Here is a 24,035-nt window from a genome sequence, read left to right on the forward strand (position 1 = left end):
GAGAACTCTACCTATGGGGAGCGATTGGTGGAAGCGTTTGCCGGCCGAAGAGCGCCGGGAGTACGAGCGAAGCAATGCCATCACGGAGGTTCCCCTGCCTCCACACGAGGGCTACTCGAGGGTGATTACGACTTTGAGTGAAGCTCTCGGGGCTGGGGATGCCGAGGAGGTGCAGCGTGTTTCGAACGTTCTGGTGCGCGGAATTTGCCGCGCCTTGAAGACGGGCCGAGCGGTGGTGCGCATTGCCAGCGGGCGCCCGCATAATGACCGTGGCGAGCTGCATGGACTTTATGAGCCCTGCGAGGAGGGTGGCGTGGCTCATATCACGGTCTGGATGCGAACCGCGAAGCGAGGCGAGGTGGTGGCGCCAAGGACCTTCCTCCGGACACTTCTGCATGAGGTTGGGCATCATCTCGATATGGAGCTTTTCGATCTGCCTCAGTCCCATCACTCGCGAGGGTTTTATCGACGAGAATCGAGCCTCTATCGGATCATCACGCAGGATACGGCGTTGGCAGTGCAGCGCGGCCGTCGCCGATCCACCAATCGCCCGCGAGCAGCGCCTGAGACGCTCGTCTCCGAGCCTGCCGTCTCGGCCACCGACGGGATGGCCATGCTCAAGGCGGTTGCTGACGAGATCCGGGAAAGGCGGCGGAAGCGATCCGATTCCTAGGGTCTTTGACGATCGGCTTCGAGGCTGCGAGGCTGGGTGCGTGATGGCAGCCACCTGCGTGGAGTTCGGGAGTTTTCTATGACCGCAACCTCGGTGCCCTTTCGTGTGCTGCCGGAACTAAGTGATCGGACGGCCTCCTTCTGGCAAGGAGGAGAGCAGGGCGAGTTGAGATTTCACCGCTGCGGACCCTGCGGCATGCGGCTGCATCCCCCCGTTCCGGTCTGTCCCTCGTGCGGATCGCATGAGGTCAACCCCGAGGCGGTCTCGGGTCGCGCAACGATTCTGACCTTCACCACCAACTATCAGGCCTGGATGCCCGGCCCGGACCTTCCCTACGTCGTCGCAATTATCGCAATTGACGAAGACCCGCGGGTGCGACTGACGACGAATATCGTCGGATGCCGCCCGGAGGATGTCCGCATCGGCATGCCGGTACAGGTCGTCTTCGAGCATCACCCGGATCCGGACGGCGATATCTGGATTCCGCTTTTTATGCCGGCTGAGGAGCTTGTCTGATGGGGGCGGCTTCCGAGCGATTGGAGAAACGATCCTGCATTACGGGTATTGGTCAATCCGAAATTGGCCGCCGCTTGTTCCGCGATCCGCTCGAATTGACCATCGATGCCTGTCGGGCAGCTATCGCGGATGCCGGATTGCAGCCCTCGGATATCGACGGTCTGTCGACGTATCCCGGAATGCTCGACGGTGGGCCCGGATTCAATGGAGCCAACGCAACCGAGGTTCAGGATGCGATGCGCTTGGAACTTGACTGGTTTGATTCGGGTGTCGAAACGTCCGGGCAATTGGGCTCGGTGATCAAGGCATGCCTCGCGGTGGGTGCGGGGTTGGCGAATCACGTTCTCTGCTTCCGAAGTGTCTGGGAGGGATCCGCACAGAAGGGCGGTGGCCGAGCCCCCATTGGTGGAGGCAGTGCGGCTTTTCGTGCTTCCGGATCTCTGCAGTGGACTCTTCCGTTTGCCGCACCGTCGGCGGCAATCTGGATTGCCATGTTTGCCGCACGCCATTTTCACGAGTTCGGCACAACGCGCGAGCAGTTGGCCGCGATCGCGATCAATGGTCGGCGCAACGCGGCGCGCAACCCACAGGCGATTTATCGCGAACCGCTTTCACTGGACGATTATATGGCTGCGCGCATGATCTCGTGGCCCTTCTGTCTTCTGGATTGCGACGTGCCCTGCGACGGCGCGACCGCGTTTATTGTGTCGCGGGACGAGCGGGCCAGTGATTTGCGGCATCCTCCAGTGCGGGTGGAGGCCGTTGGCACCGCTTTGCACGGGCGACCATCGTGGGATCAGTTTGATGATTTGACGACGATGGCGAACCGCGATGCGGCGGCGCACCTTTGGTCAAGGACGGATCTGAAGCCGTCGGATGTGGATATCGCCCAAATCTATGATGGCTTCAGCTTTCTTGCATTGTCGTGGCTGGAGGCTCTAGGTTTTTGCGAGGTCGGCGAAGGTGGACCTTTCCTTGCCGGCGGGGAACGCATTGCGCCAACCGGAGAATTGCCCATGAATACCCATGGCGGTCAACTTTCGGCCGGGCGCCTGCATGGATACGGCTTTCTCCACGAGGCCGTGGTGCAGTTGCGCGGCGACGGCGGGGCGCGTCAGGTTGCCGGCGATCCCCGAGTGGCGGTCGCAGCCGCAGGGGGCGGAAACACCTGTGGGTGTCTGCTGGTCTCTCGGGATTGATCTTTTTAGCTGCGCTTTCGTCTCACTTGGTTTAGAAAAGCGTCATGGCCCTCTCCGGAATTCGTGTGCTCGATTTGGGTGGACCGTCCGGGCGCTACCTGGGTCGGTTGCTGGCGGGTCTGGGCGCGGAGGTCCTGCGCCCCTCGACGCTGATCGCGGCTACGGAGGCCTCGTTGGGGATCGCGGGGCGGCTTTATTACGAAAGCGGCAAGAAGGAGGTTCGCGAGGATGAAGACTTCTGGCTCTCCGGGGACGAAGCTCCAGCAGATATTCTGATCGAGGAGGGGCTCGACCTCGAGGCTTCTCAAGCCCTGGCCGAGCGATGGCCGCGAGCCATCATTCTCCACTGCACCCCATTTGGTGCCTCGGGGCCGCGTCAGGATTGGGTGGGCTCCGATCTGGTCTGCGCTTCACGCGCGGGAATGGTTTTTGTGAATGGCCATCCGGGAAGCGCGCCCCTGCAGCCCTTCGGGCTTCAAGCCTACCACGCAGCCGGTATCTGGGGCGTCCTCGCGAGTCTCCTGGCGCTTTCTGCGCGCCGACACACGGGCCGCGGCGACTGGATCGACCTTTCGGTGCAGGCGGCTGCAGCCGCAGCCGTGGAGCATGTGACCGGATTGCGCCGGCAGGGTCGGGCTATTCCACGCCGGCAGGGGACCCTGCATTGGAGTCGCGTATTTCGCGGCGGACCCGCCGAGGATGGCTGGATTCTGCAGACAACCGCAGGCGATTGGCAAACTCTCGCGCTCTGGGTCCATGAAGAGTCCAATCAACCCGAGCTGCTTGAAGCCGATTTGGAAGAGATCGATATCCGCCGGGAGCGATGTGACGAAATCTTCGATCGCCTGGACCAATGGGCGGCGCATAAATCCGCCGGTCAAATTGAACAAGAGGGGCAGTTGCGTCGGTTGACCTTCGCGGAAATTCGCAAGCCCGAGCGTTTGGCGGATGATCCCCAGTTGGCGGCACGAGGATTCCCCGGGGATCGTGTCGGGGATCTGGCCTTGCCCGGCCCTCCGCTGGTTTTCTCCCGGACGCCCTACCGAAGCAAGGTTGCTTCGCGCGCGGCGGCACCCTGGTCGTCAGCTTCGTGCGATTTGCCGGCTGCGGGACCGTGCGAACTTCCGCTTGCCGGTTGCGTGGTTCTCGACTTCACGTGGGTGGTGGCGGGTCCGGTGACAACGCGCATTCTGGCCGATCATGGGGCGACGGTGATCAAGGTCGAACATTTACAGTCAGCGGATTTTGGGACTCGTCGAGGGGGTCTGACCGGCAACCTGAACCGTGGCAAGCAGAGCCTCGGGCTGAATATGAATTTGCCCCGGGGGCAGGAGATCGCCCGTCGTCTTGCGGCTCGAGCGGATTTGGTCATCGATAATTTCTCCGCGCGCGTGATGCAGAACTGGGGTCTGGATTATCCGTCTCTTTGTCAGTTGCGCTCGGATATCATTCAGGTCCGGCTATCCGGCTTCGGCTTGAGTGGACCGGAACGTGATCGTGTCAGTTACGGGCCTACCTTGCAGGCGATGGCGGGATTACCGCATTTGATGCGACACCCGGATGGTCCCCCCGCCGGTTGGGGCTATTCATGGTCGGATATGGTCGGTGGGCTGATGGGGGCTGTGGGAAGTCTGGCTGCACTCGAGTGCCGAGCTTCGACCGGAATGGGCCAATTGGTCGATGTCGGCCAGTACGGAAATTTGATCAGCTTGCTCGGCCCGGGGGTCTGTGAGCTGCTCGCCGGGCATCCGCTCGCCCCCCCGGGCAATCAAAGTCAGGAGGGTGCGGCCTGGCCGCATGGGGTCTACCGTGCCCGCGATGAGGCGCGCGCTGATGGTGGAGCCGCGGATCGTTGGCTTGCGATTGCCATTCTCACGGATGGGCATTGGGACCGGTTCGCGCGGATTCTGGAGAGCGACGGGCTTCGCTGGGCATCAGCCGACGAGCTACGGTCTCTGGCGGGGCGCCTTGAGGCGGGGTCCGCCCTCGGGGATCGCGTAGCTGCATGGGTCGCGTCGCAGCTGGCGACCGCGGTGGAAGACCGTTTGCAGGGAGCCGGTATCCCGGCGGCATTGGTTGCCGATGCCGATGATCTCCAGTCGGACGAGCAGCTCCTTGCAAGGGGCTATTTCCCGAGGATAGATACTCCCGAAGGAGAAACCGAGATCTTTGACGCGATTCCCTTTCTCGCAAAGCGGACCTCGGGCGCCGTGCGGCAGCCGGGCCCGTTGCGGGGGGAGCAGGGAGAGATGGTTCTCGCAGAAATTTTACAGATGAGCACCGAAGAGATCGAGAGCCTGCGTGCAGAGGGGGTCATGGCTTGAGCAACGAAGTCAGAAGTTATGCTCAGGCGGGTGTGGATGTTGCAGCGCTCGCTGGCGGTCTGGGTAACCTGGTGGGACGCTTGGCCGAGACCAGCAGTTTTCCTCGTCGTGGCAAGCCGGTATTACCCAACGGTCTCTTTGCCAATGTTCTGGACCTCGGGACCGGTCAGGGCCTGGCCATCGGCACCGGGGGGGTCGGAACCAAGTTGTTGGTCGCGCACGCACTGCAGAAGTACGACACGGTTGGCATCGACCTGATCGCGACCAATGTGAACGATCTCCTCTGCGTCGGTGCAGAACCCATTGCGATGGTGGATTCGGTCGCGGTGCCGGATGCGGATGCCGACCTCCTGGAGCAGTTGGCGATTGGACTTGTCGAGGGCGCACGTCAGGCACGGATCAGTGTTCCCGGTGGCGAGATTGCTCAAGTGCGCGAGTTACTCGCGACGCACCCCCCGGATGGTCGGGCCGGAGTTGATCTGGTCGGAACAGCTGTGGGCATCGTGCCAATGGACCGTTTGGTTGTGGGCGAGGATGTTCAACCGGGAGACCTGGTAATCGGTCTGCCCTCCTCCGGCCTTCATGCCAATGGATATACACTGGCACGTAAGGTTCTTGCGACCGGCTATGGCGCTGAGGACTATGCGGAGCGACCCGACGAACTCGGCGGCTCGTCCATTGGCGAAGAATTACTCACGCCGGCCCGGGTCTATGTCCGTGAGGTGATGAGCGTGCTGGACGCAGGGGTGCCGATCAAGGCCATGGCGCATATTGCCGGCGATGGTTTGCTGAACCTCCTTCGGATCCAAAGCGAGGCTGTTGGTTTTGTGCTCGAGAGTCTTCCGGATCCCCCCGCCGTGATGCAACTGGTCGCGAGTCGCGGTGGCTTGGCTCCGGCGGAGATGTATCTCACCTTCAATATGGGTATCGGCTTCACCTTTGTGGTCAGCGAGGCGCAAGCGGGTCGCACGGTCGAGATTCTTCGGGAGGCTGGGTCAGAGCCCATGGTTCTCGGTCGGGCGGTTCGTGACGATTGCAGCGGTTTATCACTGCCGCAGCACCATCTGGTCGGATCCGGTAAGGAGTTTCGAGCGGTCTGAATCAAGGGCCAGCCGAGGCCGAAATACGCAGGGAGAAAAGATGGAACTGTCAGAACTCGAAAAGCTCGTACAAGCCGGAGAAGTCGATACGGTCATCGTGGGATTTACGGATCTATACGGACGTCTCATGGGCAAGCGTTGCGATGCGGAGTTTTTTCTCGAAGAGGTCGCCCGAGACGGGACGCATGGGTGCGACTATCTACTGACGGCGGACATGGAGATGGAGCCGGTCCCCGGGTACAAGATCGCTAATTGGGAGAGTGGGTACGGCGATTTCCACTTATCCCCTGATTTCTCGACGATGCGTCTGGCTTCGTGGCTTTCGCGCACGGCGTTGATTTTATGCGATGTGCAGGCTGATGGGGATCACGCATTGGTCGCACAAGCACCGCGATCGATTCTCCGCCGGCAACTGGCCGCGGCTCAGGAACTCGGTTTTGATGTCATGGCGGCGTCCGAACTGGAGTATTATATCTTCGAAAACAGCTACCGAGCCGCCATGGAGAAAAACTTTCAGGACCTGAAGCCCGCGGGTTGGTACCTCGAGGACTACCATACGTTTCAAGGTTCTCGGGTGGAGAAACTCAACGCCGCTGCCCGCCGCCACCTCCGACTGTCGGAAGTGCCCGTTGAAACGACCAAGGGCGAGTGGGGGCTGGGCCAGCATGAACTGAATGTTCGTTATGCGGAGGCTCTGGCGATGGCGGATCGCCACGTGATTCTCAAGCAGTGCGTGCGCGAGATCGCGGATCAGCTTGATCCGCCGATGAGTGTCACCTTCATGGCGAAGTTCGCTGAAGATCGGGCAGGTTCGAGCTGTCATATTCATATGAGCCTGTGGAAGGACGGCAAGAACGCCTTTGCCGGAACGGAGTCTTTTGGTCCGGTGCGAGGTTCGAGTACCTTCGGGTCCTTTCTGGCGGGTTGGCAGGCACACGCCCCCGAAATGATGGCGCTTTATGCGCCCACGGTGAACTCCTACAAGCGCTACCAGCCCGGATCCTGGGCGCCGACCCGTCTCGCCTGGAGTCAGGATAACCGCACAGCCGGGTTTCGGGTGGTCGGTCGAGATCAGTCGTTACGCGTCGAGTGCCGGATTCCGGGAGCGGACGTGAATCCCTATCTGGCCTATGCCGCGGCGATTGCCTCCGGCCTGGACGGTGTGCGCCGAGGACTTGTTCCGGAGCCGAATTTTTCCGGGGATGTCTATCAGGCCGACGAACTTCCTGAGGTGCCGATGAGTCTCGGGGAAGCGACAGACCTGTTTGCAGGGAGTGCGTTTGTCCGGGAAGTGCTCGGGGCGGACGTGGTGGACCACTATACGCATTTCTTCCGCGAAGAGCTGCGTGCCCACCATGCAGCGGTAAGCGACTGGGAGCGTCGTCGCTACTTCGAGCGTATCTGAGTTCGTGAACTTCTCTCTACTCGACCCACGCAACGGCGAGGCATTCGATCTGCCTTTGTCGACGGAGGCCCAACGTAATTATGTGGTGGCCTCCACGCCACGGACGGGCAGCACCTTGTTGTGTCGACTCCTGTGGGATCTTGGGCGCGTGGGCGCCCCCAAGGAATATCTCAACCCGATGCAGATGCGCGATTGGGAGATCCGGCTGGGGGAATCTGCCTGGCAGCGATTTATCTGTGGTTGCCTGCGCGGTCCCGCCGTCGGATTGCTCAGGCTCCGTCGTTGGACACCGGAGGAATTACGTCGATATCTGGAACGGATTCGAGAGCGCCGCACGAGTGCGGGAGGTCTGTTCGGGATCAAGCTTCATCGCCATCACTTCGACCAACTTTTTGGACCGGGAAAGGCTGCTTTCGACGAGGTTGTATCGCCTCGCCAATGGATTTTTCTTCGTCGCGAGGATCGTGTCGCGCAAGCTGTGTCCTGGGCGCGCGCGCTGCAGAGCGGTCGCTGGGCGTCCCATCAGAAATTTGGGCTGCCTGTGGTTTATCGTCGCCGTCAAATTCAGCGCCTGATCGAGTTGGTCGATGTGCAGGAAGCGGCGTGGGAGACTTTCTTCAGTGCTCACGAGATCGAACCACTGCGTTTGCGCTATGAGGATCTGAGCGAAGATCGCGAACAGAGTTTAAGGAATGTCCTCGATTTTCTGGGCGTGGAGGGTGCTGCCGAAATTGCTCTGCCCGATCCGGATCTCGAACGACAATCTGATGACATCAACCAACGATGGATCGAGCGCTTTCGAAGCGAGTCCTGAATAAAGCAGAGCCTTCCGGGTGCGGGACGAAACGGGTTTTCTGTGGTATTTGCCGCCCATGCGTTTGGAAAATCGAGTTGCTTTGATTACAGGAGCCGCAGCCGGGATCGGCCGGGAAACGGCATTGCTTTTTGCTCGCGAAGGGGCCCAGGTCGTCTGCGTCGACCTCGATGCCGCGAATGCCGAAAAAACCGTATCCGAGATTGTTACGGGCGGCGGCCAGGCCGTCTCTCATAAGGCGGACGTCTCGCGTGCTGCCGATTGCGAGGCGATGATCGCGCGCGCGGAGTCGGAGTTCGGCAAGTTGCATATCGTCTTCAATAACGCCGGCATCATGGACTCGGCAGATGATAATGCCGAAGTGACGGAAGAAGCGGTTTTTGATCGTACGATGGCGATTAATGTCAAAGGAGTGTTCTTTGGCTGCAAATACGGAATTCCGGCCATCCGTCGATCGGGCGGAGGGTCGATTATCAATACGGCTTCCTTTGTCGCACTTTTGGGTGCGGCGACACCGCAAGTGGCCTATACGGCTTCCAAGGGGGCGGTCCTGGCGATGTCGCGGGAACTATCGGTGATTCATGCTCGCGAGGGAATTCGGGTCAACGCGCTGTGCCCCGGCCCCCTGCGTACCGAATTGCTCATGAAGTTTCTCGATACAGAAGCCAAAAAACAGCGTCGTCTGGTGCATGTTCCGATGGGGCGTTTTGGCGAAGCGGCCGAGATGGCGCAAGCGGCGCTCTATCTCGCGAGCGAAGAGTCCTCTTATGTCACGGGTACGAATTTCATGGTCGACGGCGGCATCACCGCCGCCTATGTGACACCGGAGTGAAATTGATGAGTGATAGGCTTTGCGTTCGAAATCCCTGGAATGACCAACTGGTCGCGGAGTTGCCCTACGATGACGAGGCTTCTCTGGAGAAGAAAGTTTCCGCATCTGCGGCTGCATTCGCGCACTGGCGCAAAGTGCCGCTGGCGGATCGGATCGCTCAAGTCGAAGAGGGATTGGCACGCTTCTCCGCTGCTGGAGACGAGATCGCCTTGAGCATTACCCAGCAAATGGGCAAGCCGCTGGCTCAGTCCGAAGGTGAGCATGCGACCTGTATCGCGCGGGCGAGACAATCGATTATCGATGCTCCTGTAGCTTTGGCAACGGACATTCTCGAAGCACCCGAGGGGTTTGATTATCGGATTGCGCATGACCCATTAGGGGTCGTTTTTGATCTGGCCGCCTGGAATTATCCGCTTCTGATTCCGATCAATGTTATTGCGCCGGCACTGCTCGCCGGCAATACGGTGCTCCTGAAGCATAGCGCGCGAACCCCTCTCTGCGCGCGTGCTTTGGCCGATGCATTTGGGGATCTGGATGTTCCTGATCTGGTGCAGGACCTGGTTCTGCGCCATGACCAGTCGACGAATTTGATCGGGGATCGGCGGATAGCTCACGTAGCCTTTACCGGATCCGTCGAGGGCGGTCGCGAGATCCACCGAGCGGTCGGGGAGCGATTCATTGATGCCGGGCTTGAATTAGGTGGCAAGGACCCTGCCTATATCGCGGAGGATGCAGATCTGTCGCAGGCCATCGCCGGGGTCGTGGATGGGGCTTGCTATAATGCGGGACAGTCCTGCTGCGCGGTGGAGCGGGTCTATGTGCATCGCTCGCGACACGCCGAATTTCTCGAGGGGGCTCAGGCTCTGCTCGACGCCTATCGTGCGGGGGATCCGCTCGATCCGGAAACCACGATCGGCCCCCTCGCCAGTGCCTCAGCGCCCGCGTTTCTTCAGGAGCAAGTCGACGAGGCTGTGTCGCGAGGGGCACGGGTCGTGACCGGGGGGCAGAGTCTTGGGGACCATCCACGATTCTACCCGCCGACGCTTCTCGACGGTGTGCCCAACGATGCTCGCGTCATGCAGGAAGAGAGCTTTGGTCCCTTGCTACCCGTTCTGTCGGTCGATTCGGATCAGGAAGCGCTTGCCTGCATGAACGATAGCGCGTTCGGGCTGACTGCGAGCGTCTGGAGCGCGGATTCCGAGAGGGTCGATGCTTTGGCCGCCGACCTGATCACCGGCACCGTATTTCAGAATCGATGTGACTATCTGGAGCCGGCTCTTCCCTGGACGGGCGTTGGAGATAGCGGCAAAGGGTCGACGCTCTCGAAATATGGTTTTCATGCACTGACACGACGGAAGTCCTTGCACTTCCGCCGGTGAAACTTTGCCGGGAATGGTTTCGGGGCGGCGGGCGGCAACTATAGGGCAGTGCCTGCGGTATCGATTCCCGATCGCATCACCTGTCCCGGCGTGGCGCCGGTAGGCTCCCCGTCGACGAGGATGTCCACCCCGGCAACGATGACGCGGGAGATCCCTTCAGCCTCGGCATAGAGCCTGGCTGCACCGCCAGGCAAGTCCTCTCGTGTATGAACGGGCCCGGCGCCGATTGTGTTTTCGTCGAATATGACGAGGTCAGCATGCCAGCCTTCGGCGATCCTGCCGCGGTCCGTGAAGCCATAGAGTCGCCCGGGAATGTCGGTGAGTTGGTGGACGGCTTCTTCGAGCGAGAGAAGTTTTTTCTCGCGGACCCCGGGCCCCAGAAGCATGGTCGATACCGCAAAGGTGTCGATCATATCCAGATGCGCGCCTGCGTCGGAGGCTCCGATGACGGTGCGTTCGTCCTGCCAGACTTTGGCGCGCAGGTTCCAGCTTTGCTCGTCATCCCCCGGCATATCGGGTTTGAATGAGGTCTTGAGTTTGTCGGCCACCGCGATGTCGAGCATCGCATCGAAGGTCGTCTTGTTCTCTGCCTGCGCGATCTCGGCGACCGTACGGCCCTCATGGGCTTTTGTTGCGCTACTGAAGGCCTCATCGATTCGGTAGATCCCCCAGTTGGCGAAAAACCCCATCGCTCCGGCATCGGGGGAGGCGGCACGTTCGGCGAGGTCGGCGCGGACCGCGGGGTCGGCGAGTTTCTCGATACGCTCGGGCAGGGGGAGTGCGATGATCTCGGCAAAGCCCGGCAGCGCATCGAAGATGAACCCCGAGACAAAGTTGAGCCGGAGGGACATGACCTGAGGGAGCGTCAGGGCGATCACGCGACCCCCACGCTCTGCCGCAAAGTCGGCGGCTCCCAACTGGTGTGCGGGATGATCGGGCTGGTAGGAGTTCACCACCAGCACGTTCCAATTCAATGCGCGCTGGGAGGCGCAGGAGAGGTCGGCCATCATTTCCTGCTCGGCAGGTTGGAAGGGGCCCACCCCGGGCAGGAATTCGAGGCTGGTGCCCTCATGCTCCCGGAGCGCGCCTGCCAATGCGATCAATTCCTCACGGGCAGCATGGCGCGAGGGAACCGGCTGCCCGTCTCCATCATTATGGGTGGGCGCCACGGAGGAGGAGAAGCCGAGCCCGCCGCCGCGCAGGGATTCATGGAGGAGTTCGACCATGGCCGCGATCTCCTGCTCATCGGCTTCATGGCCGACGGCCTTCTCGCCCATGACGACGCGTCGCAAGGCCGAATGTCCGACCATGAAGCCGGCATTGATAGCGAGGTCTTCCTCGAAGCTCTCGAGATACTCGGCAAAGCTCGTCCAATTCCAGGGGACGCCTTGCTGCAGCGACTCCAGCGGCATTCCTTCGACGCGTGCGAGCATGCGGGTAAGGTAGTCCCCGGCATCGGGTGAGAGCGGCGCGATGGAGAATCCGCAGTTCCCACCGACGACTGTGGTCACGCCGTGGTTGGAGGACGGGCTGAGGGTAGGATCCCAGAAAACCTGAGCATCATAATGAGTGTGGATATCGATGAAGCCGGGGGCCACGATCTGGCCGCGGATGTCGAGCACTCGATCGCTGCTTTTGGAAGAAAGATCACCGACAGCTGCGATCCGGCCGTCGCGGAGACCGATATCTGCCTGGTGTCGTGGGCTTCCGGTCCCGTCCACGATAGTTCCATTCCTCAAAAGGGTATCAAAGTCTGCCATGCGCTCTCGGTCCTCGGCTTACCCGCAACTGGCGAGTTCGGTGAATCCCAGCATTAGTCCGTCGAGGCTTGGGTGGTCAAGGTGGTGGCGGTTTCGGAGCAGTTTACCCGTGAAAAAACCTCTACGATTCGTGCTTGTCGCATTCTGGCAGGAGGTGCTCGGAGCCATTGTCAGAGAGGGGCGTTGTGTTTTTCTCCCGCAAGACAATCGTTCCAGCCCTTTTGATCCATGCTCAGGGCCAGCATCTCTTTCATTTTCGGGGCAACGGCGCCACATACCGTATCTGCTTCGTGAAAGAGTTCGTTTCGCTCGCTGGGGTCGCTGTTCAAATCAAAAAGCTCGTGAAAGCCGGCGCAATCACGACGGTAGAGTTTGCAGAGGTGATTGCCGGTGCTGGTCGATGGATCTTCGACCTCGGCAAGCAGATACCATTGCTTCCCCGGATTGGTCGTCTGTCCGGAGCCATGTTTTCGGCCGATCATACATTGCCGGAATATCTGCTTTTCGTTGGGACTGAAGTGGGCAGGGATATCGCAGGGGCGGGGCTCGCGATTTGTGAGCGTGATTCCCTCGTAGCGTGATTTCTGATCCGGGCGTGAGTCCGGGCAACAGTTTACGCAATCGACGCCTGGTGGCGGGCAGGTTTGAGTCGCGGTTCCCGAGACCTCACGCATGGTTGCGAGGAGATCGACAGCGTGCGCGAAGCGACTTTGGCAGCCCGGAAGATTGGGACCGCAATTCTGGCCGGCATTTTGGTTTCGTCCATCGAACATGACAATCGGCGACTGCATGCCGTTAGCCGAGAAATGCTTTTTGCTGTTGTTGGCCGTGTTGAATCCGTTGTCCGTGATCAGCATGATGATCGTGTTTTCAAGTTCTCCGCGCGCTGCCAGCTGAACGTAAAGTTCATCTACCGCGCGGTCGAGAACGCTGATCCAGGATAGATAGGCGACGTTCCGATCGAGTCCGGAAGCCTCTCGGAAACGATCTCCTTCGGCGGCGATATTGGATGCGATCTGTCGATATCCCGGAATCAGTCCTTCACATACGAGATACTCGTCGCCGGTCAACACGCCGTCGTCGTTGCGATCGAGTTCGGGTCGATAATGACAATAGGCGCTGTGGCTTTTGTAGGGCTCTTTCCCGCATTGCACCTCATCCCGCGGGAAAATCGGACAGTATTTTGGCAAACGTATATTCTGGTGAGGTATCGAGGGACCGATCACCAGGAAGAATGGTTGCGCAGTGCAGCTATCGACTCGGGGGGCCATGCGGGAACTGTCCGGGTCGGCCCGTCGTTCTGTGGCCGGGAGAATACACTTGGAGGCGTCGGCACAGGTGGCGCAATCGATAAAGTCCATCGCTCGCTCAAAGGGTATGCCGTCGGCCCCGCGGCGGGGACTGAGGATCTCTCGGTTTCGCGTGGCCGCTTCGGGATTTCCCCTGGGATAATCCCGATCAAAAGGTTTTTTGCGACGGAAGCGTCGATCCACAAATGTTTTCCCGTAGGCCCATTTCCCGCCGGCCATGGTCAGATAGGTGGTCGGGTCTCGAATACCTTGCTCTTCAGAAAACCCGGGTAACCATTCCGGCAGTGTCGGGGTGAGGATCTTGCCGCGAACGGACTGGTAATCGCCATTATGGAGTCCTGTGAGGATGCTGGCCATGGAAGGTTTGCAGACAACGGCCCCCGTGTGGGCTGCCGGGAAATAGGAACCGTCTTCGGCGAGGCGATCGATCGAAGGCGTGAGAATTCGATGGATTGGCGGGGTGCAGTCACCGTCCCTGCAGGGCTGACAACCGGGTTGGTCGACGCCGCAATCCTGTGTGGGACTTGAGGAGACGATGTCCTCGGGGATCACGATTTCGGGATGGTCGTAACCTTCCCTGAAGCGAGTCGGGTCGATCCGGAATTCACCGCGGTTCAAACGTTCGCGGAGATATCGCTGCATGAAGCCATAGTAGGGCCACCCGTGATCATCCGAGATGATCAGAATAATATTCGGGTTCTCTTGCGGCTTGGCGGCCTGCGCCAAGGCGGGGACGCAGAGAAGGCCAAATGCACACAGGATCCAACCAAGACAACGCATCAAGTCACCTTACCGGAAAGCAAAAGGCGCCGTAAAGGCTCTTAGTTTATCTGAAATTACCGCAGGACCTCCAGCGAATATGGCTTTTTTCGTGGGGCTTCGGACTGGCGATCATTCCTTCTGCCGGGTAGCGTCCAACGGGCAGATGGCCTGATTCCGCAGGTCTCGGAGGAGAAATCATGCGTGCAGCCGTATTGGAAGAAGCCGGAAAACCGGTCGAGATTCGTCAGGACGTGGAAATCGCAGCACCCAAGGCCGGGCAGGTCTCGGTGGAAGTTCGCCATTGCGGTCTCTGCCACTCGGATCTCAGCATCATTGACGGCGTGTTTCCCGGAATGATGCCTCTGGTGCTTGGCCACGAAGCTTCGGGCGTCGTTGCGGAAGTGGGCCCCGGGGTGACCTCTCTGGTTCCGGGGGATCACGTCGTTCTGACACCGACGCCGCCCTGCGGCACCTGCTATTTCTGCATTCGGGGTGAGGCCAGCGTTTGCACCAATGCCAACTCGATTATCACCGGCCTGTTGCCCGACGGAACAACGCCGCTCTCCATCAATGGTGAGCCTGTCTATCGTGGGGTCGGTGTCGGTGCGTTTGCGGACCGGGTGGTCACGCAGGAAACCGGTGCGGTGAAGATCGACAAGGATATTCCTCTTGATATTGCCTGCGTGATTGGATGCGCCGTGCAGACGGGCACAGGAGCGGTCCTGAACGCAGCCGGTGTGAAATCCGGGGACACTGTTCTGATCATGGGATTGGGTGGTGTCGGACTATCCGCCGTTCAGGGGGCTCGCGTCGCCGGAGCCTCTCGCATTCTTGTTTCCGATCCGGTGGGGGAGCGGCGCGAGGCGGCTCTCTCCATGGGAGCTACGGACCTGCTCGATCCGATGCAGGACGATGTCGCGGCAGTCGCGCAGGCTGTGAACGGCGTGGGTGTGGACTTCGCTTTCGAGACCGCAGGTAAAAGCGCTCTCCTCGACACCGGTTTGGCTGCGATCCGCAATGGGGGCACTCTGGTCTGCGTCGGAGCACCGCCGCTGGATGAAGCCTTTACTGTTCTTCCTGCCGCGCTCGTGATCACGGGAAAGAAAATCATCTCGACTGTTCTGGGTGATGCGCATTCGCTGCGCGATATCCCTCGCTACCTCGATCTCTGGAAGGCGGGACGCCTCGATCTGGAGGCTTTGATCACCAACAGCCGTCCGATCGAAGAAATCAACCAGGCCTGCGACGACCTGCGGTCGGGCAAGGGTGTGCGAACCGTCCTGAACTTTTAGGGAGATGGTGCGAAAAGGAGATCTCGATGCCGCGACAATCATTTCTGCAGCGAAAATTGACGGCCCGGCGACTCTGGAAGGAGTTCGCCCCATTGGCCAATGAGGTTCTGACGGCGACCGACGCGGAGAATGTGGGTCATTCAGCCGCATGGTTCCAGCAAGTCCTCGCGGAGAAAGCGGGTTCGGGTGATTCCGTGTCCGTTGGTAGGCTTCGGTTTGCGATGGAATTACCCGAAGTGGTGGACCTGATTCGTTACAAGGCTGAGGTTCTCGCACTCCAGCGTTCCCTGGCCGAAGTCGCAGACGCAACCTTCTCGCCTTATGATGCAGTCGCGGCAGCCGTGGTCGATCGCAGCTTTCTGGATGTCTGTCGAATGCTCTTCCCCGAGCATGATGGGATTTGTCTGGGGGATTTGGTGCCCCATATCCGGCGTCCCGTTGTTCGTGAATTCTTCGGACCAGCGGGACCTGCCGCGATGCGCTCTCGTCTGGAGAGCATCCAGTTGGCGGCCGCGGCGCGGACGTCTCGAATGGAAGAAGCCTCCTTTGCCCTCGATCGCGAAGTGAATTTGGCGAATGCCGAAATGTCAGGTGCGACCGGTCCCGGTACCGGCGCCCTGGCCGAGCTCTGGTTCGGCAAGGATGCGACCCTGAATGTCGAGACGCTCTTGCAGGTACCTCAGGTAGAGGCTTTCGCGAGGTTGGCGAAGTGGCGCATCATGATGGCGGCCGCCTGAACATCATTTTTTTCGAGGAGGGTTTTTGGGAATCCCCCAGCGATCGTCCGCCTCGTAGCCAAAGGCCTCGCCAATCGTGCGGTCGATCCGATACTGGTCCTTGTTGAACTTGGTCTTGAGGAAAAACGGAGTGCCCCACGAGTAGATACGCTGATAGCTGAGGGCCAGCGCGATATTGGCCCAGCCGCTCCAGAGGGTGAGCAGGATCAAGAGGGCGCCCAGAGACTTTTTGGCAACGCCTCGCTTGATGTCGGCCAGCGCAAAAAGACCGGCCGCGCAGGCAATGGCTGCTGCCGGAAAGGCATCGTGCAGGAAGCGGTGGGTGACTCCGACTGACATGAGGAAGGGGAATGCTCCCGCAAGAGCTCCCAGCAGAGGCAGGCGCAGGTAGCGCCCCAGACCGCGAGCACCCCGAGCGATGCTGATCGCGCCGATCAAGCCAAGCAGAAGAATGGCGGGCATGGTGGTGGTTGCGCTGGCATAGCGTTCCACGAAATCGGCGTAGGTATTCGGGAATGCGCTTGCGGCAACCCACGCGGGTTGCGGATAGATACGCACCCGTCGAGAAGGGCGTGTGAGGTAGGAAGGAGGTTCCATCTCGGCGGCCGAGATCGGAATCGCACTATGCAGCGTCGGGTAGATCCACGGAAAGGATTCATCGAACATGATATTCCGCGGGTCGAGATAGCTGTAGAGATTGCGGGGGGCGTTGCGAAGATGGAGGAGGCTGCCCCCGACCTTCTCCAGACGGCCCTCATCCTGATAGCTGACATGGTAACGGAGGGGGACACCCTCGAGTGCGTTGCCGAACTTCTGGTAGTTCACGAAACCGAAGCTGGCGACGATCAGTGCGGCCATCGCAATGGCAAGGATTCCGTCGCGTTTGGCATCGGCGCGGCTCGACGCAGCCCACCAGGCACAGATGCGTTGACGTCGGCTCGAACGAGCGGGAGACACGAGGAGCAGAAGGCCCGTGAGCAGAAGGGCAACGACCGTTCCACCACCAACGGACGCTCGGGAAAGGACAGCGAATATTCCCAGAAAGCCGCTGGCGACAAGGGCTGCGGTCCGAGGTTCGCGGAGGTAGGAGGCGAGCGAGATATAGGACCCGAGAGCGGCGAGGCTCCCGAATAGAATCGCCTCATGGTACACGAAGGCGCGTGCGTTGATGAAAGGCAGCGTCGAGCCGAGCCCCATCAGCAAGAGGAAGCCGCCGACCCAGATGGGTCGCAGGTGGAGAGGGTTGCTTTCTTCCTCACGAACGCGCGCCATCCACTGGATCAGGCCCAATAACGAGAAGAGCGTCGCCAGCGTCCCCAGAAAGACAAATGAGCGGCTCCAGCTCCCCGGGGCAGCCTCGCCAAACGCATACGTCACAAAGCGCAGAAGCGCCGGGCCCGGGCCAAAGTACATATAGGCCTTGCCATTGACGAGAAAGGTTTCGACGTGAGTGACTTTCTCCGGCACATCCCAGGTTCCGTTTTCCCAGAGGACCTTGGCTTGCCAGTCGTAAAGGGACCCCTGTGGCTCCCAGGCAAAGAATCCGAAGTGCCCCCAGGTGACCAGCCATGCAGAAGCCCATCCGATGAGGGCGATTGCGAGAAGTGCCCAGGGATTGTGCATCCCGATGCGTTTCGAGTTCATGGTTGGCCCTCGGCGGGCCACTGATTGCGCATCCAGATTTGATAGAACTTGGTTCTCACTTCGAGATGGAAGGACTTCTGCAGCTGTGCGACGACCCAGGGTTCATATGAGGCGAAGTTGCCAGCACCAAATTCGGGGTATCGTCGCCGGCTGAGAATCAGGAATGGGGTCTCGGCATCGTCGATCTGCTGCAGGAATCGCTCTTTGTCTGCCTGTGTGGCCAGCCACCCGGGGCCGACGCCCGTGTCGGTGGTCGGATGCGGGGTTTCGGCGAAAAAATTGATCAACTGCTCTTCAGGCAAGACGGCCACGGCGGTTCCCGGTCTGGTTTGCATGCGCAGAAAGTCGACCGTCCGCTTCATGGGAATTCCAGTTTGGGGTGTCGTGTAGATCGTTCCCCGCGGGAAGCTGAGTGGAAACGTCTTGCTGCGATATTGGGAGGCATGTGCGCTCGCGCCGCATGCAATCCATACCGTCAGGACGAAGGCCATGCCGCGAGACCGCTGCGGTACAGCCGGGTAGAAGAATCTGGTTACCCCGGAGACCAGCCATACGACCAGGAAAGGGGCGAGAACTGCATAATAGGCAGGCCAGGCGACGCGAAATGACCAGCGCAGGGTGACGATAAAGGAGAAAAGACCCACGATCGCGAGGACGCGCCAACGATTCAGGGGCGCCATACGGTCGCGGAGAACCATCGCGACTGCGGTAAGGGAAATCCATGCCAAAGGAGCCCAGCTGAACTGAATCTGTTTGTAGATGTTGACGATCTCGTCGGGGCTAAAATGGCGCGTCGCGAGGTAGGTAATGCCGGCGGCAAGAAGCAGGAGAAAAATTCCGGCAATCGCATCGATGACACCCTGCCGGATCCAACTGACGCCCAGGGCGGCAATGCCGGCGGTCGCCGGAAAAACAACCAGATAGCAAAGAGCGGCATTGGTAACTTCCGGCCACAAGGGCGGGAACAAGTTTCTGGTATAATTATCAAGAGCGTCGGAGAGGGAGCGTACCCGATAGATATTGTCGAAAATCAGAACATCCCACGACACGGTGGTCAGAAGAGCGCCCAGCACGAGTGCTGCCAACAGAGCTCCCGGAAGGCCCACGCGTAAAAGATCTGCTCCTCGACTTCGGATCGCCTCTGACGTGGTTTGTTCCGGGCGGGGCCTGATCAACAGCGTATAGAAGACCACGGTGATGGCCGTTGCCAGACCGTACTCGAGTTTGGAGAGTCCTGTCATGCCGACCAGCAGGCTGGCGGCAAGCAGCTTGTTGGCCCGGGGAGCCTCGATGTCGGATACGATCATCGCGACGACGGCTGTGGCAAACAGGCTGGCGAACGTACCTGCGAAGACGTTCGGGAGTACCCAATTGAAAAGACCCGGCTGAAAAGCGAGCAGGAGCCAGAATGCGATCAGACCGATCGCGGTTTCGGATTCATCGAGGAAGCGACGGGCAATTTTCCATAGCAGCAAGGATTGCAGCATCAGGATCGCCAGGCCGGTCAGATAGACAACGGTCAGGTGCTTGCCGAAGACCGCCAGAAGCGCTGCCATCGTGTAGGGCGCCAGCGGTGTATAGTGCACCTGGACGTCACGATAGAGAATGGCGCCATCGGCCAGGCGTTCGGCGCGGTGGAGCGCCCCGCCCATATCGACCCGCACGTGCCCCCAAGCCGCCCAGGTGAAGGCGGTCGTCACCAGAAAGACGAGCGCCAGAAGGACGGCCGTTTTCCGTTGGGGTAGAGGGGCTCCTATCGTCACCATCTAATCCATGTAGCCAAGTGCGCGCAGCTTGTTCGCCACGCTTTCGTCGAGTGGTTTTGCGGGTGCCTGATCTTGCTCCTCCGACTGCAGCAGCATTCGAGCGGTCATGGCCTCGACTACCCAATCCTTGTAGGTGCGGATCAATTCCTGACTCGCAGCCCGGTCTTCTTCGCTCAACTCCATCGGGTTTTTCTCCTCGGGATCGCTGGCGAGATCGTAGGCTTGTCTCGGCACCTTTTGACTTCCGTTGAAGATGAACTTGCGATCGATGGTGCGCGCGGCCCATTGTTGGCCGTTTTTGCCAAAGTTCTGCGCGTAGACGGCTCGAGGCTCGGCCAGGTCTTCGCCCCGGATAAGTGGTCGCAAAGAAACTCCCTGAGCTTTCGGCTCGGGCGGCAGGCCGGCAAAGTCGAGCAGCGTCGGGAGAATATCGACAAGTGATGCGGGTGCTGCGACGCGAGTCTGCGGCGGGATCTGGCCCGGGTAATGAATACTCATCGGAATATTCAGCACCTCGCTATGCAGAGTTTCCGCGTGGCCGATATGTCCATGCTCGGCGAATTCCTCTCCGTGATCTGAGGTGATGACAATGATCGTATTCTCGAGATCGACAAGTGACTCCAGTGCGGTGAGAAGTGAGCCAACTTCCGCATCCATGTAGAGGACTTCGCCCGCATAGCCTGCCTCGGACCAGAAGGCTTGCCGAGCGAGTTTTTCCTTCGGCAATTTTCCCTTGAGGTTTTTGCGGAAATGGTTGTGTCGCTCGGGGGGCGTGTAGGGAAAATGAACCTGGTAGGTGTGGATGAACAAGAAAAATCGCTCGTCTTCGTGGGCTTTCAGCCACGACAGGGCGTCCGTGAACGTTTTCTCGATGGAGCCCTCCGTTGACCAGACATCGTCGCCCTTTTGCTCCTGGTAGGAATCGAACCCGCGCAGGAATCCGGAGCCCGCATTCAGCATGGCGTTTTCGGTCACGGCCGCCGTGGCATATCCGTGATAGGCCAAGGTTTCCGCCATCGTCGGTATGGCGTTGGGCAATGTCTTTCGCGCATGGATGGTTTCATGCGTGGCGGGGTAGACGCCGGTGAACAGGCTCATATGAGAACCCGTGGTTGAGGGGTAGGTGGTCATCGCATTTTGGAAGACGGCACCGGTTTCGCGAAAGCGATCGAGTTCCGGCGTGAGACGATGGCCTTGTTTTTCGATGCCAACGTAGTCCGAACGCAGGGTATCGAGCGAAATCACGATGATACTCGGTGGGCCCGAATTTTCGACGGGCGCCACAACAATTGGCGCGCCCCAGAGAGGCGCGCTGAAGTTTTCCGTATCACGGCCCCCGACGACCTCGCTGATGAAATGGAAAGAAACTTCCTCGCCCGCGTAGGCTTGCAGGTCCAGTTCATGGTCCTGCCATGTGGTTGCCGTCGCGGGCGACAGTCGCGTATCGAGGAGGGTGTGCTGTCCCGCAGCGTTTTCGACCTTCAGCCACATCCTAACCGGCGCGGCACCGACCGCACTCGCGACTGGAGCGATGCCGACCCCCACCTGCAGAGTTGCCCCGGATGGAATACGCCGCGGTCGCGTGCGGTAGTGACGAAGGTTGGGCGGCAGCGGCCTGGCCCAGATCTGCAGGAGTTCGTCGTCCGTGGCGGCGGATTCGAATTCGTAACTGGCGACATCCTTGCGGACGTATTGGGGAGCGAGCCCTCTCCAGTCCAGATCCGATCTTTTCTTGGTTGTGCGTTCCAGAATGAGGGATTGTTTTTGCAGCGGCTGCGGGATGGGCAGGCTCATCCGGATTTCTCCCTGTTCTTCGGGTGGGAGGGGTCCGGAAAACAAGGCAATTGCCGGCAGGCAGCCCAGCGAGGGGCGAATTTCATTGCCGATCGCGCACGTGAGATCCCCCGCGGCGATCGGACCGGAATGCATCCATTCCATGAGTCTGTAGAGCGGGGCGCGCCGGAGGTTGTCGCCCGCTTCACCCTGCATGGCCACCGAGTCCACCCCGAGCGGCTTGGCGGGTTCGGTCGTGCACGAGCCAAGCGCCAGCAGTGTGCTCAGCAGGGAAGTTGCCGAAATTAGATTCTTCTTGGACATCGGATGTACCTTCGCACTTCCTTGTGGGAAAGGGGAATCCTATTGAGCCTCTGGCGCGTAGGCTTTCACGGGCTTCCAGTTTCGGGGGGGCGGTTGCAGGCCTCGCTTGGCCCTCTCCTCGGCGACGAAGCTCAAAAGCCAGCGGTTTCGAGCCAGAACCAGTGGGCCTTCGGGGGGTTGCTCACCAGCGATTATTTTTTCCGCGACACCACGCATGCGAGTTTCCGCGGTCCATTCATAACCTCCGATAAGCGCCTTGATTTCCTGCTTCTCAGCCTCATCAAATGCCTTGAGGACAGATTCTTCTCGGCCATCTTGCTCGAAGCGAAAGGCGACTCCCCAGGCGATTCCTCGAACCATGATCAGGCGCGGCATCAGTTCCGGCACGACGCGAGTCTCGGCCAATGCCTCGCCGAGATTGCGCTCGTACTTTCGATGCGAGAGAAGCCCCCAGACCTGATAGCCGAAGTCGTTCGAAAAAGGTTTCTTCCGGAGCATTTCGCGAGTCGCGCCCAGTCCGGTCGCCGTGCTCGAGGCGAGGAGAAAGACCGCCACGGCGATCGACACGAGGACCTTATGGGATGGGAAATTGCGGCTTGCCGATTCGGCAACTGGCAGCGAGAGCAGTACCGCGGCCGGAAGAAAGAAACGATACGTCACGGGTCCTTCCTTCAAGGCGATTACAAAGCTGGAGCCGAGAAAGATCGCCAGGAAGATCATGCCATAGAGTGCATAGACCAGTTCTCGCTGGCGGCCTTCGCTCCCGCCACGCAGAAGTCGGTAGACGAAGAGAATGAGGCCGCAGGCAAAAGGAATGCCAAACCCGGCTTGCAGGGCGGGCGCGAGGCCTGCGGACATGGGTTCGATATAGGGCGTCACGAGACCTTCGAGCCAGTCTTGTGCGAAAAGATTGCGCAACTTTTCGCCAGCACTCATCTCGATCCAGGGATCGATCGGTTCCAGATAACCGAACATCTCGAAAATTCGGTCGAGACCGCGGAATCCATACTTGATATTATAGATGAACCACGGGATCAGCCCGACCGCGGCCCCCAAAAGGGCTGCCAGAAATTCACGCCAGCGCGGGAAGCCGTAAAGCAGCAGCCATGCGAGGCCGCAGGCTGCGAGGGTGAGGCCGGCTGTGTAGCAGAACCAGAGGCCCGCTCCTGCCACCAGCCCGAAGGCGAGCCAGGTTCCAGTGGAGCGCCCGGAAGTTGTCTGCAGTCGATGGAAAAGCAGCAGCATGCCGAGTGAGAAGATCAGCGACTCCCCGTGACTGCCCATGACGACGAGACCCCAATAAGCAACCAGCGGTGGCCCGGCGAGATAACCGAGACCCGCAAGCACCGCGGTGCGGTAGCCGAAATGTTTCCGCCCCACGAGGAAAAGAAGTCCGAGGGTGGTCGTCGAGCAGGCGATGGCCGCCATCTTGAACGCGAGGGGGCCGACGCCGAATATATACGTGAACCCGGCCGCCATCAGGGTGAGAAGAAGAGAGCCTCCCTGGTAGTGGTCGGCCTGATAGTCGAGGGTGCCGCGGAGGGGGCCACTCAGAATCTCGTGCACAGCGACCCATCGAAAATCTTCTTCCCAATAGACGGTCGCGGCGAAATTCCCCTCGACCCAGAGAATCCGGGTAAGAAGGAAGACCGTGAGGAGAAGGAATAACGTGATCAGGTCTGTGCGATCGAGAGGGTGCAGGCGGTAAGGGAATATTTGCTTCGGAGGATCAAGCATAAGATCAATCCGACAACCCGAGGCGGTCGGTGGCGGCATTGTCTCGACTTCCGCAGGGCTGCGCAAGGTGTCGAAGCCCCCTCGTCGGTCAGGTTTGTAAAATATGGTTGGCGGCGGCGGTTATATCCTGGACGACGGCATCGTGCGGGACGTTGCCCAGTTTCGCCACCTCCTCCTCCCCGTGCCCAGTCAGAAGAAGGATGCCGCGAGCGCCAGCATTCGCAGCTGTTTCCACGTCTTTTACGTGATCCCCGATCACCCACGACGCCTCGATATCTGCCTGATGGTTGTCTCTGGCATGGAAAAGCGAAGTCGGCAGCGGCTTGCGACAGACGCAGGCTTCGTCGGGGGCATGCGGGCACATATAGGTTTCGACGATTTCCAGACCTGCGTTCTCGAGATCGGAAAGCAGCTGGCCATGGAAAATTTCATAGTCTTCGATGCCGAAAATGCCGCGCCCGAGCCCACTCTGGTTTGTCACGATCGCGAGGCGGAATCCGGCATCTCGGAACCTTTGCAGGGACTCGATCGCCCCGGGAATCAGCGCATAGTCTTCGAGTTTATGCCCATAATAGACTTCCTCGACGAGGGTTCCATCCCGGTCGAGAAAGACAAAGGGATGTTTTGTCGCTTGTTCCGATGGCTGCATGAATGACATCTTTCTGTGGTCAAGTGTGTGGACCTGTTC

General features: G+C 59.9%; 18 protein-coding genes. 11 read left to right on the forward strand and 7 right to left on the reverse strand.

What is annotated here, in order from left to right; translation table 11 throughout:
• The first annotated feature begins 13 nt into the window (after positions 1 to 13).
• The 9 genes from P8K07_15465 (at position 14) to P8K07_15505 (ending at position 10,242) form a co-directional block, all read left to right on the forward strand.
• On the forward strand, positions 14 to 673 hold the full coding sequence (locus tag P8K07_15465) for a hypothetical protein (GenBank protein MDG1959922.1): 660 nt from the start codon (positions 14 to 16) through the stop codon (positions 671 to 673).
• Between the two features lie 165 nt (positions 674 to 838).
• Positions 839 to 1,189, forward strand: a complete 351-nt coding sequence (locus P8K07_15470; GenBank protein ID MDG1959923.1) for an OB-fold domain-containing protein — start codon at positions 839 to 841, stop codon at positions 1,187 to 1,189.
• The gene (locus tag P8K07_15475; protein ID MDG1959924.1) at positions 1,189 to 2,388 is read left to right on the forward strand and encodes a thiolase family protein; all 1,200 of its coding nucleotides are present in this window, start codon (positions 1,189 to 1,191) and stop codon (positions 2,386 to 2,388) included. The genes P8K07_15470 and P8K07_15475 overlap by 1 nt, the downstream gene beginning before the upstream one ends.
• Before the next feature lie 44 nt (positions 2,389 to 2,432).
• Positions 2,433 to 4,712, forward strand: a complete 2,280-nt coding sequence (locus tag P8K07_15480) for a CoA transferase (GenBank protein MDG1959925.1) — start codon at positions 2,433 to 2,435, stop codon at positions 4,710 to 4,712.
• Positions 4,709 to 5,812, forward strand: a complete 1,104-nt coding sequence (purM, locus tag P8K07_15485) for a phosphoribosylformylglycinamidine cyclo-ligase (protein MDG1959926.1) — start codon at positions 4,709 to 4,711, stop codon at positions 5,810 to 5,812. The genes P8K07_15480 and purM overlap by 4 nt, the downstream gene beginning before the upstream one ends.
• Positions 5,813 to 5,852: 40 nt before the next feature.
• Positions 5,853 to 7,217 (forward strand): glutamine synthetase family protein, encoded by a 1,365-nt coding sequence (locus P8K07_15490; GenBank protein MDG1959927.1) that lies wholly within the window; start codon positions 5,853 to 5,855, stop codon positions 7,215 to 7,217.
• A gap of 4 nt (positions 7,218 to 7,221) precedes the next feature.
• Positions 7,222 to 8,031 (forward strand): Stf0 family sulfotransferase, encoded by an 810-nt coding sequence (locus tag P8K07_15495; GenBank protein MDG1959928.1) that lies wholly within the window; start codon positions 7,222 to 7,224, stop codon positions 8,029 to 8,031.
• Between the two features lie 58 nt (positions 8,032 to 8,089).
• A complete protein-coding gene (locus P8K07_15500; GenBank protein ID MDG1959929.1) occupies positions 8,090 to 8,863 on the forward strand; it encodes a glucose 1-dehydrogenase in 774 nt (257 codons plus the stop codon).
• A 5-nt stretch (positions 8,864 to 8,868) separates the two neighbouring features.
• A complete protein-coding gene (locus P8K07_15505; protein MDG1959930.1) occupies positions 8,869 to 10,242 on the forward strand; it encodes an aldehyde dehydrogenase family protein in 1,374 nt (457 codons plus the stop codon).
• Between the two features lie 38 nt (positions 10,243 to 10,280).
• Here P8K07_15505 and P8K07_15510 read toward each other — a convergent pair whose 3' ends face one another.
• Both P8K07_15510 and P8K07_15515 read right to left on the reverse strand, forming a co-directional pair.
• On the reverse strand, positions 10,281 to 12,002 hold the full coding sequence (locus P8K07_15510; GenBank protein MDG1959931.1) for an amidohydrolase family protein: 1,722 nt from the start codon (positions 12,000 to 12,002) through the stop codon (positions 10,281 to 10,283).
• A 170-nt stretch (positions 12,003 to 12,172) separates the two neighbouring features.
• On the reverse strand, positions 12,173 to 14,092 hold the full coding sequence (locus P8K07_15515) for a sulfatase-like hydrolase/transferase (GenBank protein MDG1959932.1): 1,920 nt from the start codon (positions 14,090 to 14,092) through the stop codon (positions 12,173 to 12,175).
• Between the two features lie 179 nt (positions 14,093 to 14,271).
• On the opposite strand from P8K07_15515, the gene P8K07_15520 reads away from it, so the two are divergent.
• Together P8K07_15520 and P8K07_15525 are read left to right on the forward strand one after the other, a co-directional pair.
• Entirely contained in the window at positions 14,272 to 15,366 is a 1,095-nt protein-coding gene (locus tag P8K07_15520; protein ID MDG1959933.1) for a Zn-dependent alcohol dehydrogenase, read from the forward strand.
• Positions 15,367 to 15,392: 26 nt separating this feature from the next.
• Positions 15,393 to 16,103 carry a hypothetical protein gene (locus P8K07_15525; GenBank protein ID MDG1959934.1) on the forward strand — a complete coding sequence of 237 codons (711 nt, stop codon included), beginning with the start codon at positions 15,393 to 15,395 and terminating at the stop codon, positions 16,101 to 16,103.
• Positions 16,104 to 16,106: 3 nt separating this feature from the next.
• On the opposite strand, the gene P8K07_15530 is transcribed toward P8K07_15525, so the two are convergent.
• The 5 genes from P8K07_15530 to P8K07_15550 form a co-directional block, all read right to left on the reverse strand.
• Complete coding sequence (locus tag P8K07_15530) at positions 16,107 to 17,747, reverse strand: hypothetical protein (GenBank protein MDG1959935.1); 1,641 nt, start codon at positions 17,745 to 17,747, stop codon at positions 16,107 to 16,109.
• Positions 17,744 to 19,513 carry a glycosyltransferase family 39 protein gene (locus tag P8K07_15535; protein ID MDG1959936.1) on the reverse strand — a complete coding sequence of 590 codons (1,770 nt, stop codon included), beginning with the start codon at positions 19,511 to 19,513 and terminating at the stop codon, positions 17,744 to 17,746. The genes P8K07_15530 and P8K07_15535 overlap by 4 nt, the downstream gene beginning before the upstream one ends.
• Entirely contained in the window at positions 19,514 to 21,610 is a 2,097-nt protein-coding gene (locus tag P8K07_15540) for a sulfatase (protein ID MDG1959937.1), read from the reverse strand.
• Between the two features lie 39 nt (positions 21,611 to 21,649).
• Positions 21,650 to 23,347 (reverse strand): glycosyltransferase family 39 protein, encoded by a 1,698-nt coding sequence (locus P8K07_15545; protein ID MDG1959938.1) that lies wholly within the window; start codon positions 23,345 to 23,347, stop codon positions 21,650 to 21,652.
• Positions 23,348 to 23,435: 88 nt separating this feature from the next.
• Positions 23,436 to 23,996 carry an HAD family hydrolase gene (locus P8K07_15550; protein ID MDG1959939.1) on the reverse strand — a complete coding sequence of 187 codons (561 nt, stop codon included), beginning with the start codon at positions 23,994 to 23,996 and terminating at the stop codon, positions 23,436 to 23,438.
• Between the last annotated feature and the right edge of the window lie 39 nt (positions 23,997 to 24,035).

This window comes from Candidatus Binatia bacterium, from assembly GCA_029248525.1.
Taxonomy (GTDB): Bacteria; Desulfobacterota; Binatia; order UBA12015; family UBA12015; genus UBA12015.

Excerpts from the sequence above, each read along its gene's own strand:
- P8K07_15465 (MDG1959922.1), top strand. The coding sequence starts at position 14 with ATGGGGAGCGATTGGTGGAAGCGTTTGCCGGCCGAAGAGCGCCGGGAG.
- P8K07_15475 (MDG1959924.1), top strand. The coding sequence starts at position 1,189 with ATGGGGGCGGCTTCCGAGCGATTGGAGAAACGATCCTGCATTACGGGT.
- P8K07_15480 (MDG1959925.1), top strand. The coding sequence starts at position 2,433 with ATGGCCCTCTCCGGAATTCGTGTGCTCGATTTGGGTGGACCGTCCGGG.
- P8K07_15490 (MDG1959927.1), top strand. The coding sequence starts at position 5,853 with ATGGAACTGTCAGAACTCGAAAAGCTCGTACAAGCCGGAGAAGTCGAT.
- P8K07_15500 (MDG1959929.1), top strand. The coding sequence starts at position 8,090 with ATGCGTTTGGAAAATCGAGTTGCTTTGATTACAGGAGCCGCAGCCGGG.
- P8K07_15505 (MDG1959930.1), top strand. The coding sequence starts at position 8,869 with ATGAGTGATAGGCTTTGCGTTCGAAATCCCTGGAATGACCAACTGGTC.
- P8K07_15510 (MDG1959931.1), bottom strand. The coding sequence starts at position 12,002 with ATGGCAGACTTTGATACCCTTTTGAGGAATGGAACTATCGTGGACGGG.
- P8K07_15515 (MDG1959932.1), bottom strand. The coding sequence starts at position 14,092 with ATGCGTTGTCTTGGTTGGATCCTGTGTGCATTTGGCCTTCTCTGCGTC.
- P8K07_15520 (MDG1959933.1), top strand. The coding sequence starts at position 14,272 with ATGCGTGCAGCCGTATTGGAAGAAGCCGGAAAACCGGTCGAGATTCGT.
- P8K07_15525 (MDG1959934.1), top strand. The coding sequence starts at position 15,393 with ATGCCGCGACAATCATTTCTGCAGCGAAAATTGACGGCCCGGCGACTC.
- P8K07_15530 (MDG1959935.1), bottom strand. The coding sequence starts at position 17,747 with ATGAACTCGAAACGCATCGGGATGCACAATCCCTGGGCACTTCTCGCA.
- P8K07_15535 (MDG1959936.1), bottom strand. The coding sequence starts at position 19,513 with ATGGTGACGATAGGAGCCCCTCTACCCCAACGGAAAACGGCCGTCCTT.
- P8K07_15540 (MDG1959937.1), bottom strand. The coding sequence starts at position 21,610 with ATGTCCAAGAAGAATCTAATTTCGGCAACTTCCCTGCTGAGCACACTG.
- P8K07_15545 (MDG1959938.1), bottom strand. The coding sequence starts at position 23,347 with ATGCTTGATCCTCCGAAGCAAATATTCCCTTACCGCCTGCACCCTCTC.
- P8K07_15550 (MDG1959939.1), bottom strand. The coding sequence starts at position 23,996 with ATGCAGCCATCGGAACAAGCGACAAAACATCCCTTTGTCTTTCTCGAC.